Origin of the sequence: Cryobacterium cheniae (assembly GCF_004403395.1) — a bacterium.
In the GTDB taxonomy this organism is placed as follows: Bacteria; Actinomycetota; Actinomycetes; order Actinomycetales; family Microbacteriaceae; genus Cryobacterium; species Cryobacterium cheniae.
Window position 1 is genome coordinate 1 of sequence record NZ_SOGN01000007.1, and the last position, 20568, is coordinate 20568.

The following is a 20568-nucleotide window of genomic DNA, read 5'->3' on the forward strand; positions in this document are numbered from 1 at the left end:
CCGGGTGCAGGTGGGGTCGGGGTGGAACGGGATGACGAGCATCCTGAGTCCTGGTGATTTCAACGGTGACGCTCGGTCGGATGTTCTGGCTCGGGATGGTTCCGGGGTGTTGTGGTTGTATCCCGGGGATGGTGCCGGCGGTTGGTTGGCCCGGGTGCAGGTGGGGTCGGGCTGGAACGCGATGACGGCCATCTTCGCCGACAGCGGGTCGAAATCGACCGCGGGCACGCTGGCCCGGTTCCAGAGCNCAGCGGGTCGAAATCGACCGCGGGCACGCTGGCCCGGTTCCAGAGCCGATGCTTCTACCCGGACGGTCGGGTGCTGGGGGACTTCTCCAGTCTCGAGGAGACGTGGGGGTCGACCAACTACCTACGGATCGATCACTGCGTGACACGGTACGGTGGGCCGCCGCCCTTCACTTTGACCGAAAACGAGGCGGCCATCGCGGAGATCGCGTCCAGCCAGCTGACCGATCCGGGGGAGCCGGAACAGATTTTCCTGAACGTCTTCGCGGCGTGCACGCGGATCGGGTCGGAGGACGGCCCGTACGGTTTCTCGTCCATCCCCGTTCCCGTGCTGGAAGCAGCGCTTTCCCTGTGCCCCGAGGCGCCGCAGGCGAACATCATTCGGGACCGGATCGGCGGCTGACGGGCCCGCCGGCCGGTCGCAGCCGGCCCGGAATCCTGGACCCAGTTGTGGGGGGGGTGACGGGGGGTAGCCCGCTCCACGATCCGGAGTACCGTTCCTCGCATGACGGTTCACCCGAGACATCGCCATACGCCTGCCAACCCGATCCGTCGGATGGGGGCGCTCGCCTTGGCCTGCCTGTTATCCGTGGGCGTCTTCCTGCATTTCGAACCCGTGGCCGCCACTGCCGACCAGACCCGGGCCGTGCTGGCTACGGGTCTCTCGCAGTCCACGGGCGCGCTGGTCGACCCCGCCGGCCGGGTGTGGGTGTCCGATCGGATCGCCGGCTTCTGCCGGGTGAGCCAGCCCGCACCGCCCGCCGTGGGGGCCATCGAGACCGCGACCTGCCTGGGCGGCACGCTCAGCGGCGCCGGGGCGGGGCCGACCAGGGCCGGCGCTCCCGCGTTTTTCGACCCGACGGCGGGGGCCGTGGGCAGCGGCGATGAGCTCGCCCTGATCCCTGACTTCTCGACCGGAAGCGCGGAGGTGACCCGGGCGCGGTGGAATGCCGAGTCCCGGACCTTCCGGTTCCAGAACGAGCTGACCCTCCTCGACGGTGACATCCGCCCCCGGGCGGTCAGCATCGGCGACGACGGGCACGCGTATGTCATCTTCCAGCGCGCTCGCGCGGTGGTGCGGATCGTCGACCCGGCGGAAAGCCAGCCCGGTGTCGAGACCGTGGCCTACGTCACCGCTCCCGCCCCGGTCGCCATCGCGGCAGCCGGAGTGACGTCGGGAGGGAGGGTGACGGTGTACGTGGCCGAAACCACCGGGCTCAGGTCCTTCAGCGCTCCGCCGGCAGGAAACCTGTCGAGCGTCGCACCCGCGACGTCCTATGCCGTGGGAGTGCCGTCCGCCCTCCTCTATGACACGGCGGCGAAGGTGCTGTACGTGGGGAAGGCCCAGGCCACGAGCGCCGGCCAGGATGTCATCACCCGCGTTGCGACGAACACCGGCCAGATCGAGTCGGGCTGGGCGACCGGATACAGCCGGATCGGCGGCCTGGGGCTGCGCGAGGGCAAGCTGATGGTCGCCGATGACGTCGGGCTCCTGGGCGCGACCAGTCCGACGGGCACCGGCTCCCTCTACATACTGGGACAGTCCACCGCGCAGATCGTGTCGGGGCCCACCGCCGCGGACGGAAGCCTGGCCGTGGACCCGGCGATCACCAACGATTCGACGCCCACCTTCACGGTGTCCGCGGCCCCGGGCAGCTCACTCGAGTGCGCGCTCTACCGGAACGGCCAGACCCCGGTGTGGGCGGACTGCAGCGGCCGCACCTTCACACCGGGGGTCGCGCAGGCCGACGGCACGTACACCTTCGCGGTGCGCGTGGCGGGAACGGGTGTGCCCGTCACCCGCGCGTTCACCATCGACACCGTCTCGCCCGCTGCTCCCACCATCGGTGCCCCTGCCGAGGGTCAGTTGGTGGGACGCCAGGTGCCCCTCGATGTTCTGGCGGAGAGTGGAACATCCCTCTTCTGCGCGATCGACTCCGCGGAGGCCTCCGCCTACGCGGTCTGCGCCTCCGGCGATGTCCTGACCTTCGTGACCGACGGGAACCACGTCCTGCGGATCAAGGCCGTGGACCACGCCGGCAACGTCAGTCCCATCAGCCAGGTCGGGTTCCGCGTGGACACCGCCGGGCCGTCGCTCGCGATCACCGTTCCGGCCGCTAACGGCGAGACACTGTCCGCGTCGCCCACCTTCGAGTTCTCCTCGACCTCCACCGACGTGGCGGGTTTCCGGTGTCGCCTCGACACGCAGGACCTCAGTCCATGCACCTCCCCCCAGAGCTACACCGGGCTGGCCGGAGGGCCGCATGTCTTCGAGGTCGAGGTTGCCGACCAGAGCGGTAACCGGACCGTCGGCACGCGGACCTTCTCCGTCGCCGTCGCCGACACCACGGCGCCCGTGGTGACGGCGTCGCCCGCCGGCGGTCAGTACCCCGCCGGACAGCAGATCACCCTGACCTCAAACGAGCCGGCAGGCATCTACTACACCAGGGACGGTACCGCACCATCGACGTCCAGCACCCGCTACACGGGCCCGATCACCCTGACAGCCGACTTCACGTTGCGCTTCATCGGGATCGACTCCGCCGGAAACAGCTCCGCCCCGGTCGCTCAGACCTACACCCTGGCCGTGGTTACTGTGCTCCCCAAGCACGATTTCACCGGCGACGATCGGGCGGATGTCCTGGCGCGGGATGCGGGCGGCCTGCTGTGGCTGTACCCGGGCAATGGTTCGGGCGGTTGGTTGGCGCGGTGGCAGGTGGGGTCCGGATGGAATTCAATGTCGGCCATTCTGAGTCCGGGTGATTTCAACGGTGACCGGTATTCGGATGTCCTGGCCCGGGACGGGAATGGCGTGCTCTGGTTATACCCGGGCGATGGTTCGGGCGGCTGGCTGGCGCGGTCGGAGGTGGCGTCGGGGTTCAATCCGATGACGGCCATCCTGAGCCCGTACGATTTCAACGGTGACGGCCACGCGGATGTTCTTGCCCGGGACTCGGGCGGCCTGCTGTGGCTCTACCCGGGCACCGGCACGGGCGCAGTGCTGGCCCGGTCGGCGGCGGGGTCGGGCTGGAACGTGATGACGACGATCCTGAGTCCGGGTGACTTCAACGGTGACGGCCGTTCGGATGTGCTGGCCCGGGACACGGGCGGCGTGCTGTGGCTGTATCCGGGGAACGGCACCGGCGGCTGGCGGGCGCGATCGCAGGCGGGATCGGGCTGGAATGTGATGACGGCGATCCTGAGCCCGGGTGACTTCAACGGTGACGGCCGTTCGGATGTGCTCGCGCGGGCCTCGGACGGTGTCCTGTGGCTGTATCCCGGCAACGGCACAGGTGGGTGGTTGGCGCGAAAGCAGGTGGGGTCAGGGTGGAACGGCATGACCGCGATCCTCTAGGGCGGGGAATGTTGTCACCGGCACGCCGGTGCGCGCTGGCGGTACTCGTCGTCGCGACGGTCGTGTTCCTGGGCGGGTGCTCGGAAACGGGAAACGGCCCCCCGCGCACTGCCGGTCCGACCGAGCAGGCGTCCGAATCGCCTCGGTCCATCTCGCCCACGAGGTTCCAAAGCCGGTGCTACTTCGAGGACGGGCAGGTTGTCGGGGACTATTCCAGCCTCGAGGAAACGTGGGCGTCGACCAACTATCTGCGGATAGACCACTGCGTGACCCGGTACGTCGGGCCGCAGCCCTTCACCCTGACCGAGGAGGAGAAGGCGGTTACGACGATCGCCTCGAGCCAGTCGGCCGATGCGGGTGAGTTCGAGCAGCTCTTCCTCGATGTCTATGCGGCCTGCACCCGGATCGGTTCCGAGGACGGCCCGTATGGTTTCTCGTCGATCCCGGTCCCCGTTCTGGAGGCGACACTGGCACTGTGCCCCGAGGCGCCGCAGGCGGACATCATCCAGGAACGAGTCAACGGCTGAGCGTCCCCATACGGGGGTCATCACGGGACTTTCGCGCTTCACGATCGGGAGTACGGTGCGTCGCATGAAACAAGATTTCGAGGGCCCACGGCTCGACCGGCGCACCGTTCTACGCCTGGGAGCCGCCCTCGGGGTGTTCGCTGCCGCCGCACTGGCGGGCACGACCCCGGTGCGGGCATCCGCGACGGGGCTGCGGGCCGTCCTCGACGACACCACCGAGATCCCGTTGGAGTCGGGACCTCTGTACTCGTTCCGGTGCTCATTCCTGCGGGGGCCCGTGGTCGAGTTCTCGAGACTGGCCGAAGTCTGGGCCAGCACGCAATACATGCGAATCTTGTCCTGCGAGGTGAACTACATCGGGCCGGGGGAGCACTCACTGACGCTGGAGGAATCCGCGATCGTCCAGGTGGCGGAGGATGCGGGATTGGTCGTCGACGATCGCGCCGCCGCGTACTTGACCATCCTGGCCACCTGCACCCGGATTCCCCTCGACAGGCTGGAGGTCCGGCTCGCCGAACTGGGTGCGCCCGTGGTCACTGCCGCCCTCGCCCTGGCGCCGGAGGCGCCGCAGGCAAAACAGCTGGCCGAGTGGCTTGCACGGGCGACGTGACCGGGGCGGCCGCTACTTCTGAAACGGACTGAACGTCGGCTCCGACGGACTGGCCTGAATATCCAGCTGTAGTGCACTGACCAGGAGTTGGGTGCCGATCATCAGCGGCAGAGCGGCCAGCATCACCGTCGCCGCCGTTGCGATCACCGAGCTGGCGACCTGGAAGCAGACCCAGATCGCAATGACGGCTCCAATGCTGAAGAGCCCGAGACCGAGCACCAGCAGCAGTGCGATGGGGGAGAACGACCACAGCACGTAGCGGTACCAGATTCGCCGCCAAAAGCCCCGGACGAGCAGATTCAGCAGTTCCGGGACGACCTTGCTGAGCCGGATCGAGGAGACTTCGTCGGCGTAGACCGCGGGGATGGGCACGTCGACGGCCCCCACCTGGAGGATATTGAGGTGGATGAGCAGGTCGTTCTCAAAACTGTACCGACGTGACACCCGGTCGAGCGGGACACGCTTCAAAACCTCGGTGCGAACGGCGGTGTACCCGTTCTGCGGATCGAACAGATTCCAATACCCGGAGGCGAGCTTGGTCATGAACGACAGCACGATGTTGCCGAACACCCGATAGTTCGGCATCCCCTCGAAGGACTCGGGCGCGAAGAACCGATTCGCCTTGGCGAACCCGTAACCGTCACGGGTGACGCGGTCCAGGAGAGCCGGAAGGTGATTCGGGTCCATCTGGGCGTCGCCGGCCATGATGACGTTGACATCGGACCCGAGAGCCATCGCCGCCTTGTGCCCGGTGACGATGGCGCCGCCGACCCCCTGGTTGACCTCGTGCCGGATCAGCGTCACCCGGTCATCGGCCAGTCGCGCGACGACACCGCTGGTGTCATCGGGACTGCAATCATCGACGATCACAATGTGATCCACGTAGTCGGGCATGGTTTCGATGACCGTCGCGATCATCCGTTCCTCTTTGTACGCGGGCACGACGGCCGCGATACAGGCTCCTTGATACACGTCTAGTCCTTCTTGCTGGGGCGGGTGTCGGCGAACACCCAATAACGATAGGCGAAGTAGTTCCACACCGTTGACAGGGCCGTCGCGACGATCTTGCCGCCCAGCCAGCCGAGTGGTGTGGGGTTGATCAACGTCACGATGATGACGACGGCAATGGTGTTGAAACCGACCAGCGCCGCGTACTTGATCAGCGCGACGCCATGTGCGGCGCTGGATTCAAACGAGAAATACCGCTGGATGGAGTACGTGAAGAAGAAGCTGAGCAGGAAGGCGATGCCCGTCGCGAGCCAGAGCGGCCAGTCCAGGACCTGCCGGAGCAGGGCCAGAATGCCGACATCCACCAGGAAGGCCAAGCCTCCGGCGACCAGGTATCGCACGGCGGAATGGCTCACGACTCGGCTGAATGCCGATCGTTTCGCTACGCCGTCGTCGATCGGGTCTCCGGAGGCCAGCACCTCAGAGTGACAGTTTCCGTGAAATGACCTGGTCGATAACGGCGTGGGACGGCGCAATCGTTGCGCGTTCGGCGGCCGCGTCGACGATGCCGTCGACGGTGTCGAGGAAACGGGTGAACTGCGTGGTGAGCGGTTCCTGGGACGTCACCAACTCCGGGATCTCGATGACCGTCTGCTGACGGTATCCGCGACCGTCGTCCACCGAGTTCTCGGACACGTGCCGGTAAATCGTCACGTCGCGCCGAAGCAGGTCGATTTCGATGAGTCGATCAAGTTCGTAGACGGCCAGTTGCCGGATCTTGCGCTGACCCACACGGCTTGCGGACACGCGGGCAATGGCGCCGTTCGCGAAGCCGAGAGTCGTCTCCGCGACGTCTTCGGCCAGCGGAGCGGAATCCCGGTGGAAGAAACCCAGCGTGGCATCGACGCTGGTGGGCGCCGAGCCGATGATGTTGATCGCGAGGTCCACATCGTGCACGAGCAGGTCCCAGGCCACGCCGGTGCGGATGCGCGGCGCGTACGGCGAATGGCGGGTGGCAATGACGTGCACCGGGTTTTCGAGGAGGGACCGAGCCGTCAGAACTGCCGGGTTGTAGCGCTCCAGCAGACCGCACATGAGTGGAAGATCCCGCTCCTCGGCCCGGTCGAGGATCTCCCGGGTGCGGAGGAGGCTGTCGGCGACCGGCTTTTCGATCAGGAGCGGCCGGTCCTGGGCCAGCACCTCCATGGCGAGTTCATAGTGAGCCTCGGTGGCAGCGGCAACAACGACGGCATCCAGATCGGTCAGGTCCGGGAGCTCCGGAGCCCAGACGGCTCCATACCGCTCGGCGACCTTGCGACCGATCTCTTCGCGCGGGTCCACCAGCACGGCGAGGTCGGCGCGATCGGACTGGGAGATCACTCTGGCGTGGTGGCTGCCCATGTTGCCGGCGCCGACCAGGACGACACGCTTGCGAGCGGACATGGCTCAGGCCCCCGCAACGGCGCGGACGGCCGTGATGATTTCGCTGAGGTCAGCATCCGTCAGGCTCGTGTTCACGGGAAGCGAGACGACTTCGGACACGATCTGCGCGGCAACGGGCACGTCGGAGGTGATCACTCGCGGGTGCGTGCGGTAGGCCTCGTAGTCGAACACGAGCTTGGGATAGTAGATGCCGCTGCCGACGCCGCGTGCGGCGAGCGCTTCGACGAACTCGTCCCGATTCATCCGGGCTTCCGGCGTGACCCGGATGGTGAACTGGTGCCACACATGGCCACGGCCCTCGAGCTGGCGGGGCACGACGATGCCGGGCACGTCCGCGAGGCCTTCGATCAGCCTGTCCGCATTCCGGCGGCGAGTGCTGACGGTCTGCTCGTAGCGTTCCAGCTGCGGAACGCCGAGGGCGGCCTGGAGGTCGGTCAGGCGGTAGTTGTGTCCGGCCATCTCGTAGACGTAACGCGATCGCATGCCCTGGTTGCGCAAGACCCGGAGCCGGTCGGCGAGCTCGTCGTCATCGGTCGTGATGAGGCCGCCTTCGCCGGTCGTGATGTTCTTCGTGGCGTAGAGGGAGAAGGTGCCCAGGCCGTAGCTTCCCGCATAGCGGCCCTTGTAATCGGCGCCGTGGGACTGGGCCGCGTCTTCAAGGATTCGCAGGCCACGATCGGTGGCGAGCGCCTGGATCGGATCCATGTCAGCCATCTGGCCGTAGAGATGGACGGGCAGGATGACCTTGGTCTTGTCGGTGATCCGCTCGGCGAGCGAGGCCGGGTCGATGTTGAAGTCGTCGGCACGGATGTCGGCGAAAGTCGCCGTGGCCCCGGCTTCCAGAATCGCGTTGAGGGTGGCTGCGAACGTAAAAGGTGTCGTGATGACTTCATCGCCGGGCTTGAGGTCCAGAACCTGAAGTGAGGCGACCAGTGCCGTCGTACCGTTGTTCACCGCGATGGCATGGCGGATCCCGAAAAGTTCGGCGAAGCGATTCTCGAGCCTCGCAACCATTGGTCCCTGAGCCACGGCGCCCGATCGAAGGACCTCCATAACGAGCTCTTGTTCTTCTTCGCCAAACTGGACGGTGGTAATGGGGATCATTGTGCCTCGTAAGTTAGATTTTGTGAATCGAATCTCGACGTCGCGTTCTGTCCACAGTACCGGACCGTTCGCGGCCCGCCCCCACCCGCACCGACTGGCAGAGTAAGGCAACTATGAATTCCATCCATCCCACCGCGCAGTTGATCGGTGAGGTCACGCTCGGTTCCGGCAATCTGATCGGACCGCTCGTGGTGATCATCGGCCCGGTGACCATCGGAGACGACAACTGGATCGGGACCGGGGCGGTCATCGGCGCTCCGCCGGAGGTCAGGAGCTGGCAGCATCCGATGGACGCGGCCGGGCTGGACACCGGCAAGGGAATCGTGATCGGTGACCGGAATGTCATCCGTGAATACGTGCAGATCCACCAGGGGTGGCATGACATCACCCGGGTGGGCAACGATGTCTTCCTGATGAATCAGAGCTACATCGCGCATGACTGCACCGTCGAGGACCGTGCCACGCTGGCATCCAGCGTTCTGCTGGCCGGTCACGTTCGCGTCGGCGTTGGTGCGAACCTCGGGTTGGGATCCAGTGTTCACCAGCGCTGCTACATCGCAGAGGGGGCGATGGTGGGAATGGGTTCCGTGGTCACCCGGAATGTCCCGCCCTTCGCCAAGGCCTACGGGAATCCGGCTCGTGTCCATGGCGCGAATGTCGTCGGAATGGAGCGGGCGGAGATCCCGGCCGGGACCATCGGAGCCGCGGTGTCGACCTATGCGCTGCCCTTTGACGATGCCCTGGAGAGTCTGGTCGGAGCGGCCGGACTGGAGCGGGCCCTGGCCGGGTGGCTTCGTCACGGCACCGAATGATGGAACCCGCCCTGCAGCCCACCGTGTCCGTGGCCCTGTGCACCTTCAACGGTGCCGCCTATGTCGGTGAACAGCTCCGCAGCATCCTGAGCCAGTCCACACGGCCGAGCGAGATCGTCGTCTCGGACGACGCCTCCACGGACGGCACCGTCGGCATCGTCGAGCAGGTGCATGCCGCGTGGGTGGCCGACGGTGGTGACCCGGCTCTTGACTTCCGGGTGATCAGAAACGCGGTGGCGCTCGGGGTCGCAGCCAACTTCGAGCAGGCACTGTCAGCGTGCTCGGGCGACTTGCTGGCGCTGAGTGACCAGGACGACGTCTGGGCCCCCGGCCGTCTGCAGGCGATGGTCGGCGAGTTCCTGCGGCGGCCGGAGTTGCAGCTGCTGCACTCCGACGCCCGCCTCGTCGGCGGTGACGGGACCTCTCTGGGCACGACACTCTTCACGACGCTGGGCATCACCGACGACGAGAAGAAGGGCGTGCACGAGGGGCGTGCATTCAACGTGCTCCTGCGCCGCAACATCATCACCGGGGCGACCGCGGTGGTGCGCCGCGAACTCGTCGACCGGGCGCGACCGTTTCCGGCCGCGTGGGTGCACGACGAATGGCTGGCCATGGTCGCCGCGGCGACGGGGACCATGGATTTTCTGGACGACGCCCTGATCGACTACCGGCAACACGGTGGCAATCAGATCGGGGTGACCAGCCTGGATGCCGCCGGTCGGCTGAGCCGGTTGCAGGCGCCGCGCACACAGCGCAACGAGCGGCTGCTGGCCCGGGCCGAGGCGCTCGATGAACGTGCACCGGGCCTGCTGCCGGTTCCACCCGATGCCTACCTTCGCCAGATCCGGGCGAAGGTCGCGCACGAACGGGTTCGCAGCGCCTTACCGGGCTCTCGGCTCCGCCGGGTCGTTCCCGTTCTGCGCCAGTGGCGGACGGGGGGATACGCCCGGTTCGGGCTCGGACCGCAGGACGTTCTGCGTGACCTCGTTCAGCCGCTGTGAGCTCCGGCCGGCCGCTACTCCGGGTGCCGGTGCGGAGTGGGCTGCAACAGGCTGCGCCAGCTCTTGCCCTGCGCGGCCTTCACGGCACAGATCAGCAGGAGCAGCCAACCGAAGTCGACCAGCACGGTGCTTTCGGCCGCCGACGTGACCAGCAGGGTCACCAGCACCAGCGGTGACCAGACGTAGACGATCGAGCGCTTGTCGGAGGCGAGCAGCCAGGACCGCCAGAAGGCGAGCAGCACGAGCGCCAGGAACGACAGGAGGCCGACCAGGCCGACCTGGAAGTAGACGTCGAGGAATGCGTTCAGCCCGGAGGTCTGCGGGCGCCCGGTGACGAAGCTGAGCCAGCCGTAGGGGGTGACGTCTGCCGGCCAGAGGCCGGCCCAGCCCCAGCCCTCGAGCGGATGCAAGGTGGCCAGGCGCCATATTTCGCCCCACAGCGTGATGCGGGCCTCGAACTCGCTGCCCGCGTTCAGCTGGTCGATGATGCGGGCCCGGGCCGCGACGGCGATGATGCCGGCCACGACGGTGGCGCCGAGCAGTGCGATCTGCAGCACCCACCGGTTCGCGACCGGCGTGCTGCGCAGCCAGATCAGCGCCAGCGCGGCGAGGCCCACGAAGAGGGCCACGACGAGGATGACGGGCGACCGGGTGAGCAACAGGCCGAACACGGCCAGGGCGATGGAGCAGATGCCGAGCCCGCGCCGCACCGACCGTGACCGCAGCTCAACGGCGAAGGTGACCGCCGCGATCAGGGAGACCAACCCGAACACGTTGCGGGAGCCGAAGATGCCCTGTACGGGCCCGAACGAGTCGATGTTGCCCTGGATGCCCAGGAAGACGAAGGGGACGTCTAACAGGAGTCCGGAGAGCACCTCCAGCGCCAGGGACAGCCCGAGCAGCACCCGCAGCACGTCGCCGGTGGCGCGCACGACCTGGATGGTGTCGCGGGCCAGAGCGATGTAGATGGCCAGGAAGGTGAAGGCGAGCTGGTAGAGCGAGGCGCTGAGGGTGTGCAGCGGGTAGCCGGACCACAGCACCGACACGGCGCACCAACCCACGAAGACCATGATCGAGATCGGCAGGAGTCCGTGCCAGTCGACGCCGGCCCAGCGGGCGGAGAGCGAGAACCCGGCCAGCACCACGAGGCCCACGAGAATGCCGACGACGCCGGGCGGGCCGATCACTGCCCGCAGGGTCGTGGCCCCGAAGGCGAAACCGATGATGACCAGCGTCAGCGAGGAGGCGAACCGGGGGGAGGCGAACAGCCGCTTGAACTGGGCCGGCACGGCGGGGGGATTCGCGCGGTAGGTCATGACGGTCCCACGCTACCGCTTACGGCATCCGTTGAGTGGATGCCTGCTGACGCTTCGTGGTCACGGCGAGCACGACCAGCAGCAGCCAGCCGGACTCGACCAGGATGCGGCTCTCGGCCAGGCTCTGGGCGAGCAGTGCCACCAGCAGCAGCAGTGGGAGCAGAGCGGAGACCGCATACGGTTCCGTGTCGGCGACGCTGCGGCGCGGCCGGTCGACGGCGAGGAACCAGCTGCGCCACAGCGTGGAGAACACGAGGGCGGTGAAGACGATCAGCCCGAGGATGCCCAGCTGCAGCCAGACGTCGAGCCAGGCGTTGTGCGCCTGCAGGTAGACGACGCCGCGGCGCACGGCGAGACCCTCGAAGGGTTCGACCCAGGGGGCCCAGTAGCTCACCCAGCCCCAGCCGAATACCGGGCGCTCGAGGGCCAGCGCGGTCACGTTGCGCCAGATGTCGAGGCGACCGGTGAGGTCGGCGGACTTGCCGAGCAGGCTGAGGAGCTGCGGTGTGACGATCACCAGGCCGACACCGCCGACGAGCACGGATGCCGCGGCCGCCAGATACACCGGACGGCGCCCCTCGGGCGGCCGGCGGCGGGCCCAGAGCGCGAAAAGCAGCACCACGGTGACGGCGGTGGCGGCAAAGGCCACGGTCGCGGACCGGGTCAGCAGGAGCATCAGCACGCCGAGGCCCAGCCAGGCCCTACCCCAGCGGCGGCTCACGGTGCCGGCGGCGAGCTGCACGGCGAAGACGATCACGGCGATCAGCGCCAGAAAACCGAGCAGGTTGCGGTTGGCGACGATGCCCTCGATCGGGCCGCCCTGAAGCAGGATGCCGCGCGACCAGTAGAACGACTCCGGCACATCACGGGTGCCGTAGTCGACCCAGAAGGGGAGCACGGCCTGCCGCACGAAGACGGCGACGATCAGCTCGAAGACGAGGGACAGGGCGAGAATCCAGCGCAGTGCGGCGCCCAGCGTGCGCAGCAGCTCCGCCCAGCTCAGGCACAGGGCCAGGAAGAGCGCGGACAGCGTGGTCGCCCACTGCAGGGTGACGCCGATCAGGGAGGCGCCGAGGTAGAACGACCAGACCAGTGACAGGGTGGCCAGACCGAGGAAGGCGATCAGTGATTTCGGGAACCGCGGCCACATCCAGTCGGGTTTCAGCCGGACCAGGGCGAGGACGCTGAACGCGACGACCGCCAGTGCGAGCGCGCCGTAGCCCCACCAGCCGAACAGGCTGCGCCAGAATTGCCCGGCCAGAGCCGAGAAAAAGACGAACGTCGCAAAGGTGCGAACGACGAAGCGGCTCTGGACAGCGGGCATGTGTCTAAGGCTAGGGCGTGCCAAGGCGGTCAGCGGTCACTTTCCATACCCCCTGGGGTATAGTAATCCCGGAGGTTTGAAATGAAAACGATCATCGTCGGTGGAGTTGCGGGCGGAATGTCGGCTGCAACGCGTTTGCGTCGGCTGGACGAGACGGCCGACATCATTGTATTCGAACGCGGCCACTATGTCTCGTTCGCGAACTGCGGGCTGCCCTATTACGTGGGCGGCGTGATCACGGACCGCAGCAGCCTCCTGCTCCAGACGCCCGAATCCCTCGGGGCCCGCTTCCGCCTCGACGTGCGCGTCGACCACGAGGTCACCGCGATCGATCGGGAGGCGAAGACCGTCTCCGTGCGGCAGACGCAGACCGGCGCCCTGACCACCGAGAGCTACGACCGGTTGATCCTGGCTGCCGGTGCGACGGCCCGCACGGGGATCACCCCGGCCGGCCTCGCCACCCGCACCCTGCGCACGGTCGATGACGTCGACCACATCACCGCGCTGCTGGCCGGCGTCACGGGTCGGGCCTCCGCGGTCGTGATCGGCGCCGGGTTCATCGGCCTCGAGGCCGTCGAAAACCTCGTGCACCGCGGCGTGCACGTCACCCTGGTCGAGTTCGGCTCCCAGGTCTTCGGTCCCTTCGACGCCGAGATGGCCGCGCCGATCTTCGACGAGCTGCTCGTGCGGGGCGTCGACGTGCGCCTGAACACGACCGTCGCCGCGGTCGCCGCCGACGGGGGAGTCGAGCTCAGCGACGGATCCGTCGTTCCGGCCGACCTCGTGATCGACTCCGTCGGGGTGCTCCCCGACACCTCCCTCGCCGCCCGGGCGGGGATCACGATCGGCGCGAGCGGAGGCATCGCGGTCGACGGCAGCCAGCAGACCAACGACCCGTCGATCTACGCGGTCGGCGACGGTGTCGAAAAGATCGACGCCATCGACGGCAGCGGTCTCCTGATCACCATGGCCGGCCTCGCGAACCGGCACGGCCGGGCGACCGCCGACAGTATCGCCGGCGAGCCCGGGTCAGCCTCCCCGGCGCTCGGAACCGCCATCCTCGGCCTCTTCGGCCTGACGGCGGCCATGGTCGGCTGGAGCGAGAAGCGCCTCGTGCGGGCCGGCCGCGCGCACCGCGTCGTGCACACCCACCCGGCCTCCCACGCCACCTACTATCCCGGCGCCGAGGGCATGTCGATGAAGCTCCTGATCGACCCGGCGACGGATGCCATCCTCGGCGCGCAGATCGTCGGCGGCAGCGGCGTCGACAAGCGCATCGACATCCTGGCGACGGCGATGACCGGCGGGCTGACGGCATCCTCTCTGACCCGCCTCGAGCTGGCCTACGCGCCGCAGTATTCGGCTGCGAAGGACCCGATCAACCAGCTCGGCTATGTGGCCGAGAACCTCGCCGCGGGAACGACGCGGGCGGTGCAGTGGCACGAGCTGGCCGCAGCCCGGGCCGCGGGTGCGGTGCTCGTGGACGTGCGCTCGGCGGGGGAGTTCGCCGCCGGGAACATTCCGGGAGCGATCAACGTGCCGCTGGACGAACTGCGGGACCGTCTGGCCGAGCTGCCCGATGCGCCCCTGATCGTGCACTGCCAGGTGGGCCAGCGCGGCCACACGGCCGCCCGCATCCTGAGCCAGAACGGGCTGGACGTGCGGAACCTCGACGGCGGCTACCGCACCTGGACCGCGGGCGTTACCTCGCTCGGCCTGATGCCCACCGCTATCACCATGAACTCTGACAGGATTCCGGCATGACCGACATCACCGCTGCCCACGTCGCTGGGGAGCAGAACCAGAAGAAGATCCTCAACCGGTTGCGCCGGGCCCAGGGCCAGCTCGCGGCGGTCATCACGGCCGTCGAGGCCGGCGGCAGCTGCAAGGATGTCGTCACCCAGCTCGCCGCCGTGTCGAGCGCCCTCGACAAGGCCGGGTTCGTCATCGTCTCCACGGCGATGCGCGAGTGCCTCGACAACCCCCAGGGCGAGAATTCCCTCACGGTCGAGGAGCTGGAGAAGCTCTTCCTGACGCTGGCCTAGCCCCACCTCCCCTCCGCCGAGTTGCGGACAAAACACCCTCGTCACCGAGAGGAAGGTGTTTTGTCCGCAACTCGCGGTAGGCCGGGCGTGCGCCGCGGCAGCCGCGGCATCCGTGGCTAGACGAAGGCCGCCTGGCCGGTGATGCTGCGGCCCACGATCAGGGTGTTCATCTCCCGCGTGCCCTCGTAGGAGTAGACGGCCTCGGCGTCGGCGAAGAAACGGGCCACGTCGTAATCGAGCACGATTCCGTTGCCGCCGAAGAGTTCGCGGCACCAGGCGACCGTTTCCCGCATCCGTGCGGTCGTGTAGAGCTTGGCCAGGGCGGCGTGCTCGTCGCGCTGACTGCCCTCGTCGAGCATCTGCGAGACCCGCACGACCATGCCCAGGCTGGCGGTGATGTTGCCGAGGGACTTCACGAGCAGGTCCTGCACCAGCTGGTGCCCGCCGATCTCCTTGCCGAACTGCGTGCGCTCCTTCGCGTAGGCGACGGCCGCCTCGTAGGCACCGATCGAGGTGCCCACGGCCGACCACGCCACCTCGGCGCGGGTCAGGCGCAGCACCTTGGCGGTGTCCTTGAAGGAGTTCGCGTTCTGCAACCGGTTCTTCTCGGGCACGACCACGTTCTCCAGAACGATATCGGCGTTCTGCACCGAGCGGAGGCTGATCTTGCCCTCGATCCGGGTGGCGGTGTAGCCGGGGGTGTCGGTGGTCACGATGAAGCCCTTGACCATGCCGTCGGCGGTGTCCTTCGCCCAGATGATGGTGATGTCGGAGAAGGTGGCGTTTCCGATCCAGCGCTTGGCGCCGTTCAGCAGCCAGGTGTCGCCGGTGCGGGTGGCCGTCGTGCGGAGGCCCTGCGCCGCATCCGAGCCGGAGAGCGGCTCGGTCAGCCCGAATGCCCCCACGATCTCCCCGCTCGCCAGGCGCGGCAGCCATTCGTCACGCTGCTCCTGCGACCCCGTCGCCGAGATGGTGCCGCAGGCGAGCCCGTTCTGCACCCCGACGAAGGTGGCGACGGATGCGTCCACCCGCGCCGTCTCGAGGGCCACGAAGCCGCGGAACACCGCGGAGTTCTCGAAGGGCCGCGTCTCGGGCCAGCTGAAGGAGTAGGCCCCGAGCGCCGCCAGTGGCCGGATGACCTCGGCCGGGAACTCGGCGCGCTCCCAGCATCCGTTCACGATGGGCCGAACATCGGACTCGAGATAGGCGCGCAGATTGGTGAGCGCGGTTTTTTCCTGCTCAGTCAGCAGATTCTCAAAGCCGTAGAAGTCGCTGGGAAGTAGCTCGAAGGTCATCAGGTGCTCCATTGCAGGGGGCGACGGCCTCGCTTCGGCGGTCGACGAATGTTCGCAGCCTAGGTCGCCGGGCCTGCTCGCCGAAAGCAGTTGGTAGTTTGGTCCAAACCGAAGAGTGCAGGAGAGCGCCATGTTTGTGGGCATCACCAATTCGCCGCGGGACTATGCCTGGGGGTCGACGACCGCCATCGCGGGTCTGCTGGGCTACGTTCCGTCGGGCACGGCCGAGGCCGAACTCTGGCTGGGCGCACACTCCGGATCGCCGAGCGTCATCACCGACCCCGAGCAGGTCGGCGGCCACCGCACCCTCCTGGAGTGGATCCAGGCCGCCCCCGCGGAGGCCCTCGGTACCGCGCTCGCCGCGCCTGCCGACCCCTCCGCGCCGGTGCAACCGCGGCTCCCCTTCCTGCTGAAGATCCTCGCCGCCGCGGGCCCGCTCTCGTTGCAGGCACATCCGACCTCGGAGCGGGCGCGCATCGGCTTCGGGCTGGAGAACGAAGCCGGCCTCCCGCAGGGTGCGCCGGACCGCAACTACCGCGACCCATTCCACAAGCCCGAGCTGATCTTCGCCCTGAGTGACACCTTCGAGGCTCTCTGCGGCTTCCGGGACCTGGTCCAGATTCGTGGCATCCTGGGCGAATTGCGTGCCCTGGACGTGGCCTCGGACAACCCGCAGCCCGGCGCGCTCGACGCGCTCGAGCGGCACCTGCTCGGCGGCGATGCGCTGCGCGACAGTGTCGACTGGCTGCTGCGCGACGGCCGCGGCGGCGACTCGGGCGAGGTCGCCTGGCTGGTCGAGCGGGTGGTCGCCCTCGCCGAGAGTGCGGCCGACCTGGCCGAGAGCGGTGCGATCCTCGACTTTCCGCTGGAACTAGCCACCGTGCGAGACCTCGCCCGCGCCTACCCGGGGGACCCCGGGATCGTGATCTCGCTGCTGACGAACCGGGTGTCGCTGAAGCGCGGCGAGGTGCTCTACCTGCCGGCCGGCAACATCCACGCCTACCTGTTCGGGCTCGGCGTGGAGCTGATGGCCGCCTCGGACAACGTGCTGCGCGGCGGGCTGAGCCCCAAGCACATCGACGTGGATGAGCTGCTCGAGGTGCTCGATTTCACTCCGCTGCCGGTGCCGTACCTGTCGCCGGTGGTGTCGTCTCCGGGCGTTTCGGAGTATCGCCCCGACGTGGACGACTTCGTGCTCGTGCACATCGCGGCCGAGGCTGTTCCGGTCTCGCAGGCGGGGGTGCCGATGCGGCAGTTCACGCTGACGGGACCCGCAATCGCCATCTGCACGGCCGGGGGATTTTTGGTGGCCGGTGCGGGGTCATCCGTCCCCCTCAACCGCGGCGAGTCCATCTACATCACGCCCGACGAAGGCATGCTCACCTTCGCCGGCGTCGGCGAGGTCTTCCTGGCCACGACCCCCTAGCGCCCGCCGCCTAACCAATTCGACGGAGATTTTGCCCAAAACCCGCCTAACCGCCGCGTTTTCGGCCATTTGGAGCAGAATCTCCGTCGAATTCGTTCGTCGCCACCCTGCAGGTGGTGGCAGGGGCGCGGCACCGAGCGGCACCGGGCGGGAACAGTGAGCCCTCCCCAGCCGGCAGGGGCGGAGGGCCCTCCCCAGGGTGACGGATGCCGCGTTGCGGGCCAGTCTCCGCTGCGAGGCTGCGGGCCATGCGCTCGCTCGCCAGGGACATCGTCGACCACGGACTATTCGTCAAACGCGCCACACTCCGCGCCCGAGGCTGGAGCGATGGCGACCTCCGCGGTGAGGTGAACCGGGGAACGATCGTGCGGGTGCGCAAGGGCTGGTACTCGGTTCCGTCGGCACCGCAGGCGGCCGTCGAGGCATTCCGGATCGGCGGACGATTGGCCGGTTTGAGCTGCCTGAAGTCCTACGGGATCTGGACCCCGACCACCCGCAAGCTTCACGTGAGCGTCGCCGGCAACGCGCGCGGGTTGCGGCGCCCGACCGACATGCGCGCACGGCTGGATCTGCTCGACAGTGTCCGCTGCCGCGTGACGTGGAGCGATGACGCGATCAATGGGCGTGGGGACTGCGTCTGGCGCACCGGCGTGCACCAGGCCCTGGTGCATATTCTGAACAACCACGACCGGGTTACCGCAATCGTGTGTCTCGATGCCGCGCTGCACAGCGCCACGGAAGACGGCGTCGGAATCGTCCTCGACGATCTGGACTGGATTTTCGCCCGCGCGCCGCTGCGGGTGCAGTCATGGCGCAAGGAGGTCGAAGGGCGCGCCGCCGCGGGTGGGGAAACGGAATTCCGGCTCAAGGCCCTGGCCGCGGGCATCCTCTTCGTGCCGCAACCGTTTGTCAGCGGCGTCGGACATCTCGATGGTCAGATCGGGCCGTCGACCTTCGTCGAGATCGACGGGGCGGAATGGCATGACGATCCGCTCGCCTTCGAGGAAGACCGGGCACGCGATCTGGTGATCGCGAGCAAGAACGGGCGCACCCTGAGGTTCAGCTACGCGCTCATCCGCAAACGGTGGGCGTTGTGTGTGCAGGCGATGCTCACGGCGCTGGAGCACGACTACCTGCGCGAACCGTCGACAGTGTTCCCGCCGTTCCCCGACCGGATGCCGCGGGCTCGCCGCGGGCTCGGCTAGCGGTCGGTCGGTCGGTCCCTTTTCCCACGGTCGCTGCCGATCACAGTCCCCACGCCGCCGCATCCATCGCCCGTCCCTGCTCCATCGCCCGCCCCGCCTGTCCACCCGCCTTCTGGCGCGGGCGAACCAATTCGACGGAGATTCTCCGGATTCAGCCCCGAAAACCCGCATGTCGGGCATCTGCAGCACAATCTCCGTCGAATTCGTTCGAGCTCGAGCGATTCAGGGCAGCGGGGGATGCAGTGCCGGAAGCCTCCCGGCGCAACAACCGATCCGACGACCTGCCGCGCTGACCGTCCACGGCAGGCCAGCAGGCCCCCATCCGCCCTCGCACCGCGCCCGCGCGCCGGCCGACCCGGAGACTAGGCTTGAAAGGCGGCAGTGCTGGATTGCCGTTCGATCTTGCGAGGTTTTAGATGGCATGGCTTGTCACCGGAGGTGCCGGGTACATCGGCTCCCACATTGTGCGTGCGTTCCTGAAAGAGGGCATCGAGGTGGTCGTCATCGACGATCTCTCCAGCGGCCACGCCGAATTCGTTCCCGCTGACGTGCCGTTCGTGCGAGGCACCCTCCTCGACCGTGACCTGCTGATGCGCACGTTCGCCGAGCACACCGTGACCGGGGTCGTCCACGTCGCGGGGTACAAGTACGCCGGCGTCTCGGTGCAGCGTCCGCTGCACACCTACGAGCAGAACGTCACAGCCATGGCCACCCTGCTGTCGGCCATGCAGGAGTCCGACGTCGGGCGGATGGTGTTCTCCTCGAGCGCGGCCGTCTACGGCACCCCGCACACCGACCTGGTCACCGAGGACACCCCGAAGAGCCCCGAGTCCCCCTACGGCGAGTCGAAACTGATCGGCGAATGGTTGCTGCGCGACCAGGCCGTCGCCGCCGGACTGCACTACACGGCGCTGCGCTACTTCAACGTGGTCGGCTCCGGAGCGCTCGACCTGCGCGACACCAGCCCGCACAACCTCTTCCCCCTCGTCTTCGACGCGCTGATGGAGGGGCGAACCCCGAGCATCAACGGCGATGACTACGCCACCCCCGATGGAACGTGCGTGCGGGACTACATCCATGTGGCAGACCTGGCACTCTCGCATGTGGCCGCGGCCCGGCGCCTGGACGGCGGCGAACCTGTGCTGCCGGTCTACAACCTCGGCAGCGGCGACGGCGTGTCGGTGGGGCAGATCATGTCCACCGTGTCCACCGTCACCGGCATCGCCTTCACGCCCGTGATCGGCCCGCGCCGCACCGGCGACCCCGACCGGATCGTCGCCTCCGGCGAACTCGCCGCCCGCGATCTGGACTGGGCCATGCGCCACAGCCTGGAGGAGATGGTGGCGAGCGCCTGGGGATCACGGCAGGCGGCATCCGACGCGGAGAAGTGACCGAGCACCCGCTCTGAACAATCAGATCCCACCGATTTTCGCTCTTGGGCGAGTCGAAACCCTCCAGCAAATATTGAGGGTTTACTATCTGCGACTTGACGGCAGGGAATTACACGGCTGTAATTAGTGCTGACGCGTAATTTTGGGGCATATGTTGCAGTGGGGTGGATGACGATATGGCGCTATCAGAGTCTCGTTCCGGGGTGCCGGAGGACTGGTTTGTCGATCCGGTTCGTCTGGGCGTGCCCGGGGTTCGCAAGGAAGCGGGCGACGGCGATCTTCTGTCGTGGCAATCGGACTCGCTCTGTGCACAGACCGATCCGGAGGCGTTCTTCCCCGAAAAGGGAGGGTCGACCCGGGATGCCAAAAAGATCTGCTCCTCGTGCGAGGTGAGAACCCAGTGCCTGCAGTACGCGCTGGCCAACGACGAGCGGTTCGGCATCTGGGGCGGCCTGTCCGAGCGGGAACGCCGCAAACTGCGCAAGCGAGCCAGCTAGGCGAGCCGGCCAGGCGGACCG

20 protein-coding genes are annotated in these 20568 nt (G+C 67.7%); 12 read left to right on the forward strand and 8 right to left on the reverse strand.

The window, feature by feature from the left end:
* Window positions 1–228 (reverse strand): hypothetical protein (locus tag E3T23_RS15495; RefSeq protein ID WP_206750234.1); only part of this gene is annotated, 228 nt, incomplete at its 3' end.
* 159 nt (window positions 229–387) lie between these two features.
* Between E3T23_RS15495 and E3T23_RS00615 the strand changes: the two genes are divergently transcribed.
* The 4 genes from E3T23_RS00615 to E3T23_RS00630 all read left to right on the forward strand — a co-directional run bounded on the left by E3T23_RS00615 (window position 388) and on the right by E3T23_RS00630 (window position 4737).
* Window positions 388–648 carry a hypothetical protein gene (locus tag E3T23_RS00615; RefSeq protein WP_166806142.1) on the forward strand — a complete coding sequence of 87 codons (261 nt, stop codon included), beginning with the start codon at window positions 388–390 and terminating at the stop codon, window positions 646–648.
* A 102-nt stretch (window positions 649–750) separates the two neighbouring features.
* Entirely contained in the window at window positions 751–3600 is a 2850-nt protein-coding gene (locus tag E3T23_RS15525) for an FG-GAP-like repeat-containing protein (protein WP_134368490.1), read from the forward strand.
* An 8-nt stretch (window positions 3601–3608) separates the two neighbouring features.
* Window positions 3609–4127: a hypothetical protein gene (locus tag E3T23_RS00625; RefSeq protein WP_134368491.1), complete on the forward strand. Its 519-nt coding sequence runs from the start codon at window positions 3609–3611 to the stop codon at window positions 4125–4127.
* 64 nt (window positions 4128–4191) lie between these two features.
* Window positions 4192–4737, forward strand: coding sequence for a hypothetical protein (locus E3T23_RS00630; RefSeq protein WP_134368492.1), 546 nt, complete (start codon window positions 4192–4194; stop codon window positions 4735–4737).
* A 12-nt stretch (window positions 4738–4749) separates the two neighbouring features.
* On the opposite strand, the gene E3T23_RS00635 is transcribed toward E3T23_RS00630, so the two are convergent.
* From E3T23_RS00635 to E3T23_RS00650, 4 genes are all read right to left on the reverse strand, one after another.
* A complete protein-coding gene (locus tag E3T23_RS00635; protein WP_134368493.1) occupies window positions 4750–5709 on the reverse strand; it encodes a glycosyltransferase family 2 protein in 960 nt (319 codons plus the stop codon).
* Window positions 5710–5711: 2 nt separating this feature from the next.
* Window positions 5712–6101 carry a GtrA family protein gene (locus E3T23_RS00640; RefSeq protein ID WP_166806143.1) on the reverse strand — a complete coding sequence of 130 codons (390 nt, stop codon included), beginning with the start codon at window positions 6099–6101 and terminating at the stop codon, window positions 5712–5714.
* 64 nt (window positions 6102–6165) lie between these two features.
* Window positions 6166–7128, reverse strand: coding sequence for a Gfo/Idh/MocA family protein (locus E3T23_RS00645; protein ID WP_134368495.1), 963 nt, complete (start codon window positions 7126–7128; stop codon window positions 6166–6168).
* A 3-nt stretch (window positions 7129–7131) separates the two neighbouring features.
* Window positions 7132–8232, reverse strand: a complete 1101-nt coding sequence (locus E3T23_RS00650) for a DegT/DnrJ/EryC1/StrS family aminotransferase (protein WP_134368496.1) — start codon at window positions 8230–8232, stop codon at window positions 7132–7134.
* 113 nt (window positions 8233–8345) lie between these two features.
* Here E3T23_RS00650 and E3T23_RS00655 point away from each other — a divergent pair, with 113 nt between their 5' ends.
* Window positions 8346–9044, forward strand: a complete 699-nt coding sequence (locus E3T23_RS00655; RefSeq protein ID WP_134368497.1) for an LbetaH domain-containing protein — start codon at window positions 8346–8348, stop codon at window positions 9042–9044.
* Window positions 9041–10048, forward strand: coding sequence for a glycosyltransferase family 2 protein (locus E3T23_RS00660; protein WP_241977479.1), 1008 nt, complete (start codon window positions 9041–9043; stop codon window positions 10046–10048). Before E3T23_RS00655 ends, E3T23_RS00660 begins: the two co-directional genes overlap by 4 nt.
* 14 nt (window positions 10049–10062) lie before the next feature.
* On the opposite strand, the gene E3T23_RS00665 is transcribed toward E3T23_RS00660, so the two are convergent.
* Window positions 10063–11364 (reverse strand): O-antigen ligase family protein, encoded by a 1302-nt coding sequence (locus E3T23_RS00665; RefSeq protein ID WP_134368498.1) that lies wholly within the window; start codon window positions 11362–11364, stop codon window positions 10063–10065.
* Window positions 11365–11383: 19 nt separating this feature from the next.
* The gene (locus E3T23_RS00670; protein WP_134368499.1) at window positions 11384–12688 is read right to left on the reverse strand and encodes an O-antigen ligase family protein; all 1305 of its coding nucleotides are present in this window, start codon (window positions 12686–12688) and stop codon (window positions 11384–11386) included.
* Between the two features lie 81 nt (window positions 12689–12769).
* On the opposite strand from E3T23_RS00670, the gene E3T23_RS00675 reads away from it, so the two are divergent.
* Together E3T23_RS00675 and E3T23_RS00680 are read left to right on the forward strand one after the other, a co-directional pair.
* Window positions 12770–14452 carry an FAD-dependent oxidoreductase gene (locus E3T23_RS00675; RefSeq protein WP_134368500.1) on the forward strand — a complete coding sequence of 561 codons (1683 nt, stop codon included), beginning with the start codon at window positions 12770–12772 and terminating at the stop codon, window positions 14450–14452.
* Window positions 14449–14733: a metal-sensitive transcriptional regulator gene (locus tag E3T23_RS00680; protein WP_134368501.1), complete on the forward strand. Its 285-nt coding sequence runs from the start codon at window positions 14449–14451 to the stop codon at window positions 14731–14733. The genes E3T23_RS00675 and E3T23_RS00680 overlap by 4 nt, the downstream gene beginning before the upstream one ends.
* A 116-nt stretch (window positions 14734–14849) precedes the next feature.
* Here the strand turns inward: E3T23_RS00680 and E3T23_RS00685 are convergent, their stop codons facing one another.
* The gene (locus tag E3T23_RS00685) at window positions 14850–16028 is read right to left on the reverse strand and encodes an acyl-CoA dehydrogenase family protein (protein ID WP_134368502.1); all 1179 of its coding nucleotides are present in this window, start codon (window positions 16026–16028) and stop codon (window positions 14850–14852) included.
* 130 nt (window positions 16029–16158) lie between these two features.
* On the opposite strand from E3T23_RS00685, the gene manA reads away from it, so the two are divergent.
* From manA to E3T23_RS00705, 4 genes are all read left to right on the forward strand, one after another.
* The gene (manA, locus tag E3T23_RS00690) at window positions 16159–17454 is read left to right on the forward strand and encodes a mannose-6-phosphate isomerase, class I (RefSeq protein ID WP_134368503.1); all 1296 of its coding nucleotides are present in this window, start codon (window positions 16159–16161) and stop codon (window positions 17452–17454) included.
* 365 nt (window positions 17455–17819) lie between these two features.
* Window positions 17820–18659: a PDDEXK family nuclease gene (locus E3T23_RS00695; protein ID WP_134368504.1), complete on the forward strand. Its 840-nt coding sequence runs from the start codon at window positions 17820–17822 to the stop codon at window positions 18657–18659.
* A 416-nt stretch (window positions 18660–19075) separates the two neighbouring features.
* Entirely contained in the window at window positions 19076–20050 is a 975-nt protein-coding gene (gene galE, locus E3T23_RS00700; RefSeq protein ID WP_134368505.1) for a UDP-glucose 4-epimerase GalE, read from the forward strand.
* A gap of 176 nt (window positions 20051–20226) precedes the next feature.
* Window positions 20227–20547, forward strand: a complete 321-nt coding sequence (locus tag E3T23_RS00705; protein ID WP_134368523.1) for a WhiB family transcriptional regulator — start codon at window positions 20227–20229, stop codon at window positions 20545–20547.
* The last annotated feature ends 21 nt before the right edge of the window (window positions 20548–20568 follow it).

Coding starts and splice junctions, on each gene's coding strand:
- E3T23_RS00650 (WP_134368496.1), bottom strand. CDS start 8,232: ATGATCCCCATTACCACCGTCCAGTTTGGCGAAGAAGAACAAGAGCTC.
- manA (WP_134368503.1), top strand. CDS start 16,159: ATGTTTGTGGGCATCACCAATTCGCCGCGGGACTATGCCTGGGGGTCG.
- E3T23_RS00665 (WP_134368498.1), bottom strand. CDS start 11,364: ATGACCTACCGCGCGAATCCCCCCGCCGTGCCGGCCCAGTTCAAGCGG.
- galE (WP_134368505.1), top strand. CDS start 19,076: ATGGCATGGCTTGTCACCGGAGGTGCCGGGTACATCGGCTCCCACATT.
- E3T23_RS00680 (WP_134368501.1), top strand. CDS start 14,449: ATGACCGACATCACCGCTGCCCACGTCGCTGGGGAGCAGAACCAGAAG.
- E3T23_RS15525 (WP_134368490.1), top strand. CDS start 751: ATGACGGTTCACCCGAGACATCGCCATACGCCTGCCAACCCGATCCGT.
- E3T23_RS00630 (WP_134368492.1), top strand. CDS start 4,192: ATGAAACAAGATTTCGAGGGCCCACGGCTCGACCGGCGCACCGTTCTA.
- E3T23_RS00670 (WP_134368499.1), bottom strand. CDS start 12,688: ATGCCCGCTGTCCAGAGCCGCTTCGTCGTTCGCACCTTTGCGACGTTC.
- E3T23_RS00660 (WP_241977479.1), top strand. CDS start 9,041: ATGATGGAACCCGCCCTGCAGCCCACCGTGTCCGTGGCCCTGTGCACC.
- E3T23_RS00625 (WP_134368491.1), top strand. CDS start 3,609: ATGTTGTCACCGGCACGCCGGTGCGCGCTGGCGGTACTCGTCGTCGCG.
- E3T23_RS00675 (WP_134368500.1), top strand. CDS start 12,770: ATGAAAACGATCATCGTCGGTGGAGTTGCGGGCGGAATGTCGGCTGCA.
- E3T23_RS00685 (WP_134368502.1), bottom strand. CDS start 16,028: ATGACCTTCGAGCTACTTCCCAGCGACTTCTACGGCTTTGAGAATCTG.
- E3T23_RS00705 (WP_134368523.1), top strand. CDS start 20,227: ATGGCGCTATCAGAGTCTCGTTCCGGGGTGCCGGAGGACTGGTTTGTC.
- E3T23_RS00655 (WP_134368497.1), top strand. CDS start 8,346: ATGAATTCCATCCATCCCACCGCGCAGTTGATCGGTGAGGTCACGCTC.
- E3T23_RS00645 (WP_134368495.1), bottom strand. CDS start 7,128: ATGTCCGCTCGCAAGCGTGTCGTCCTGGTCGGCGCCGGCAACATGGGC.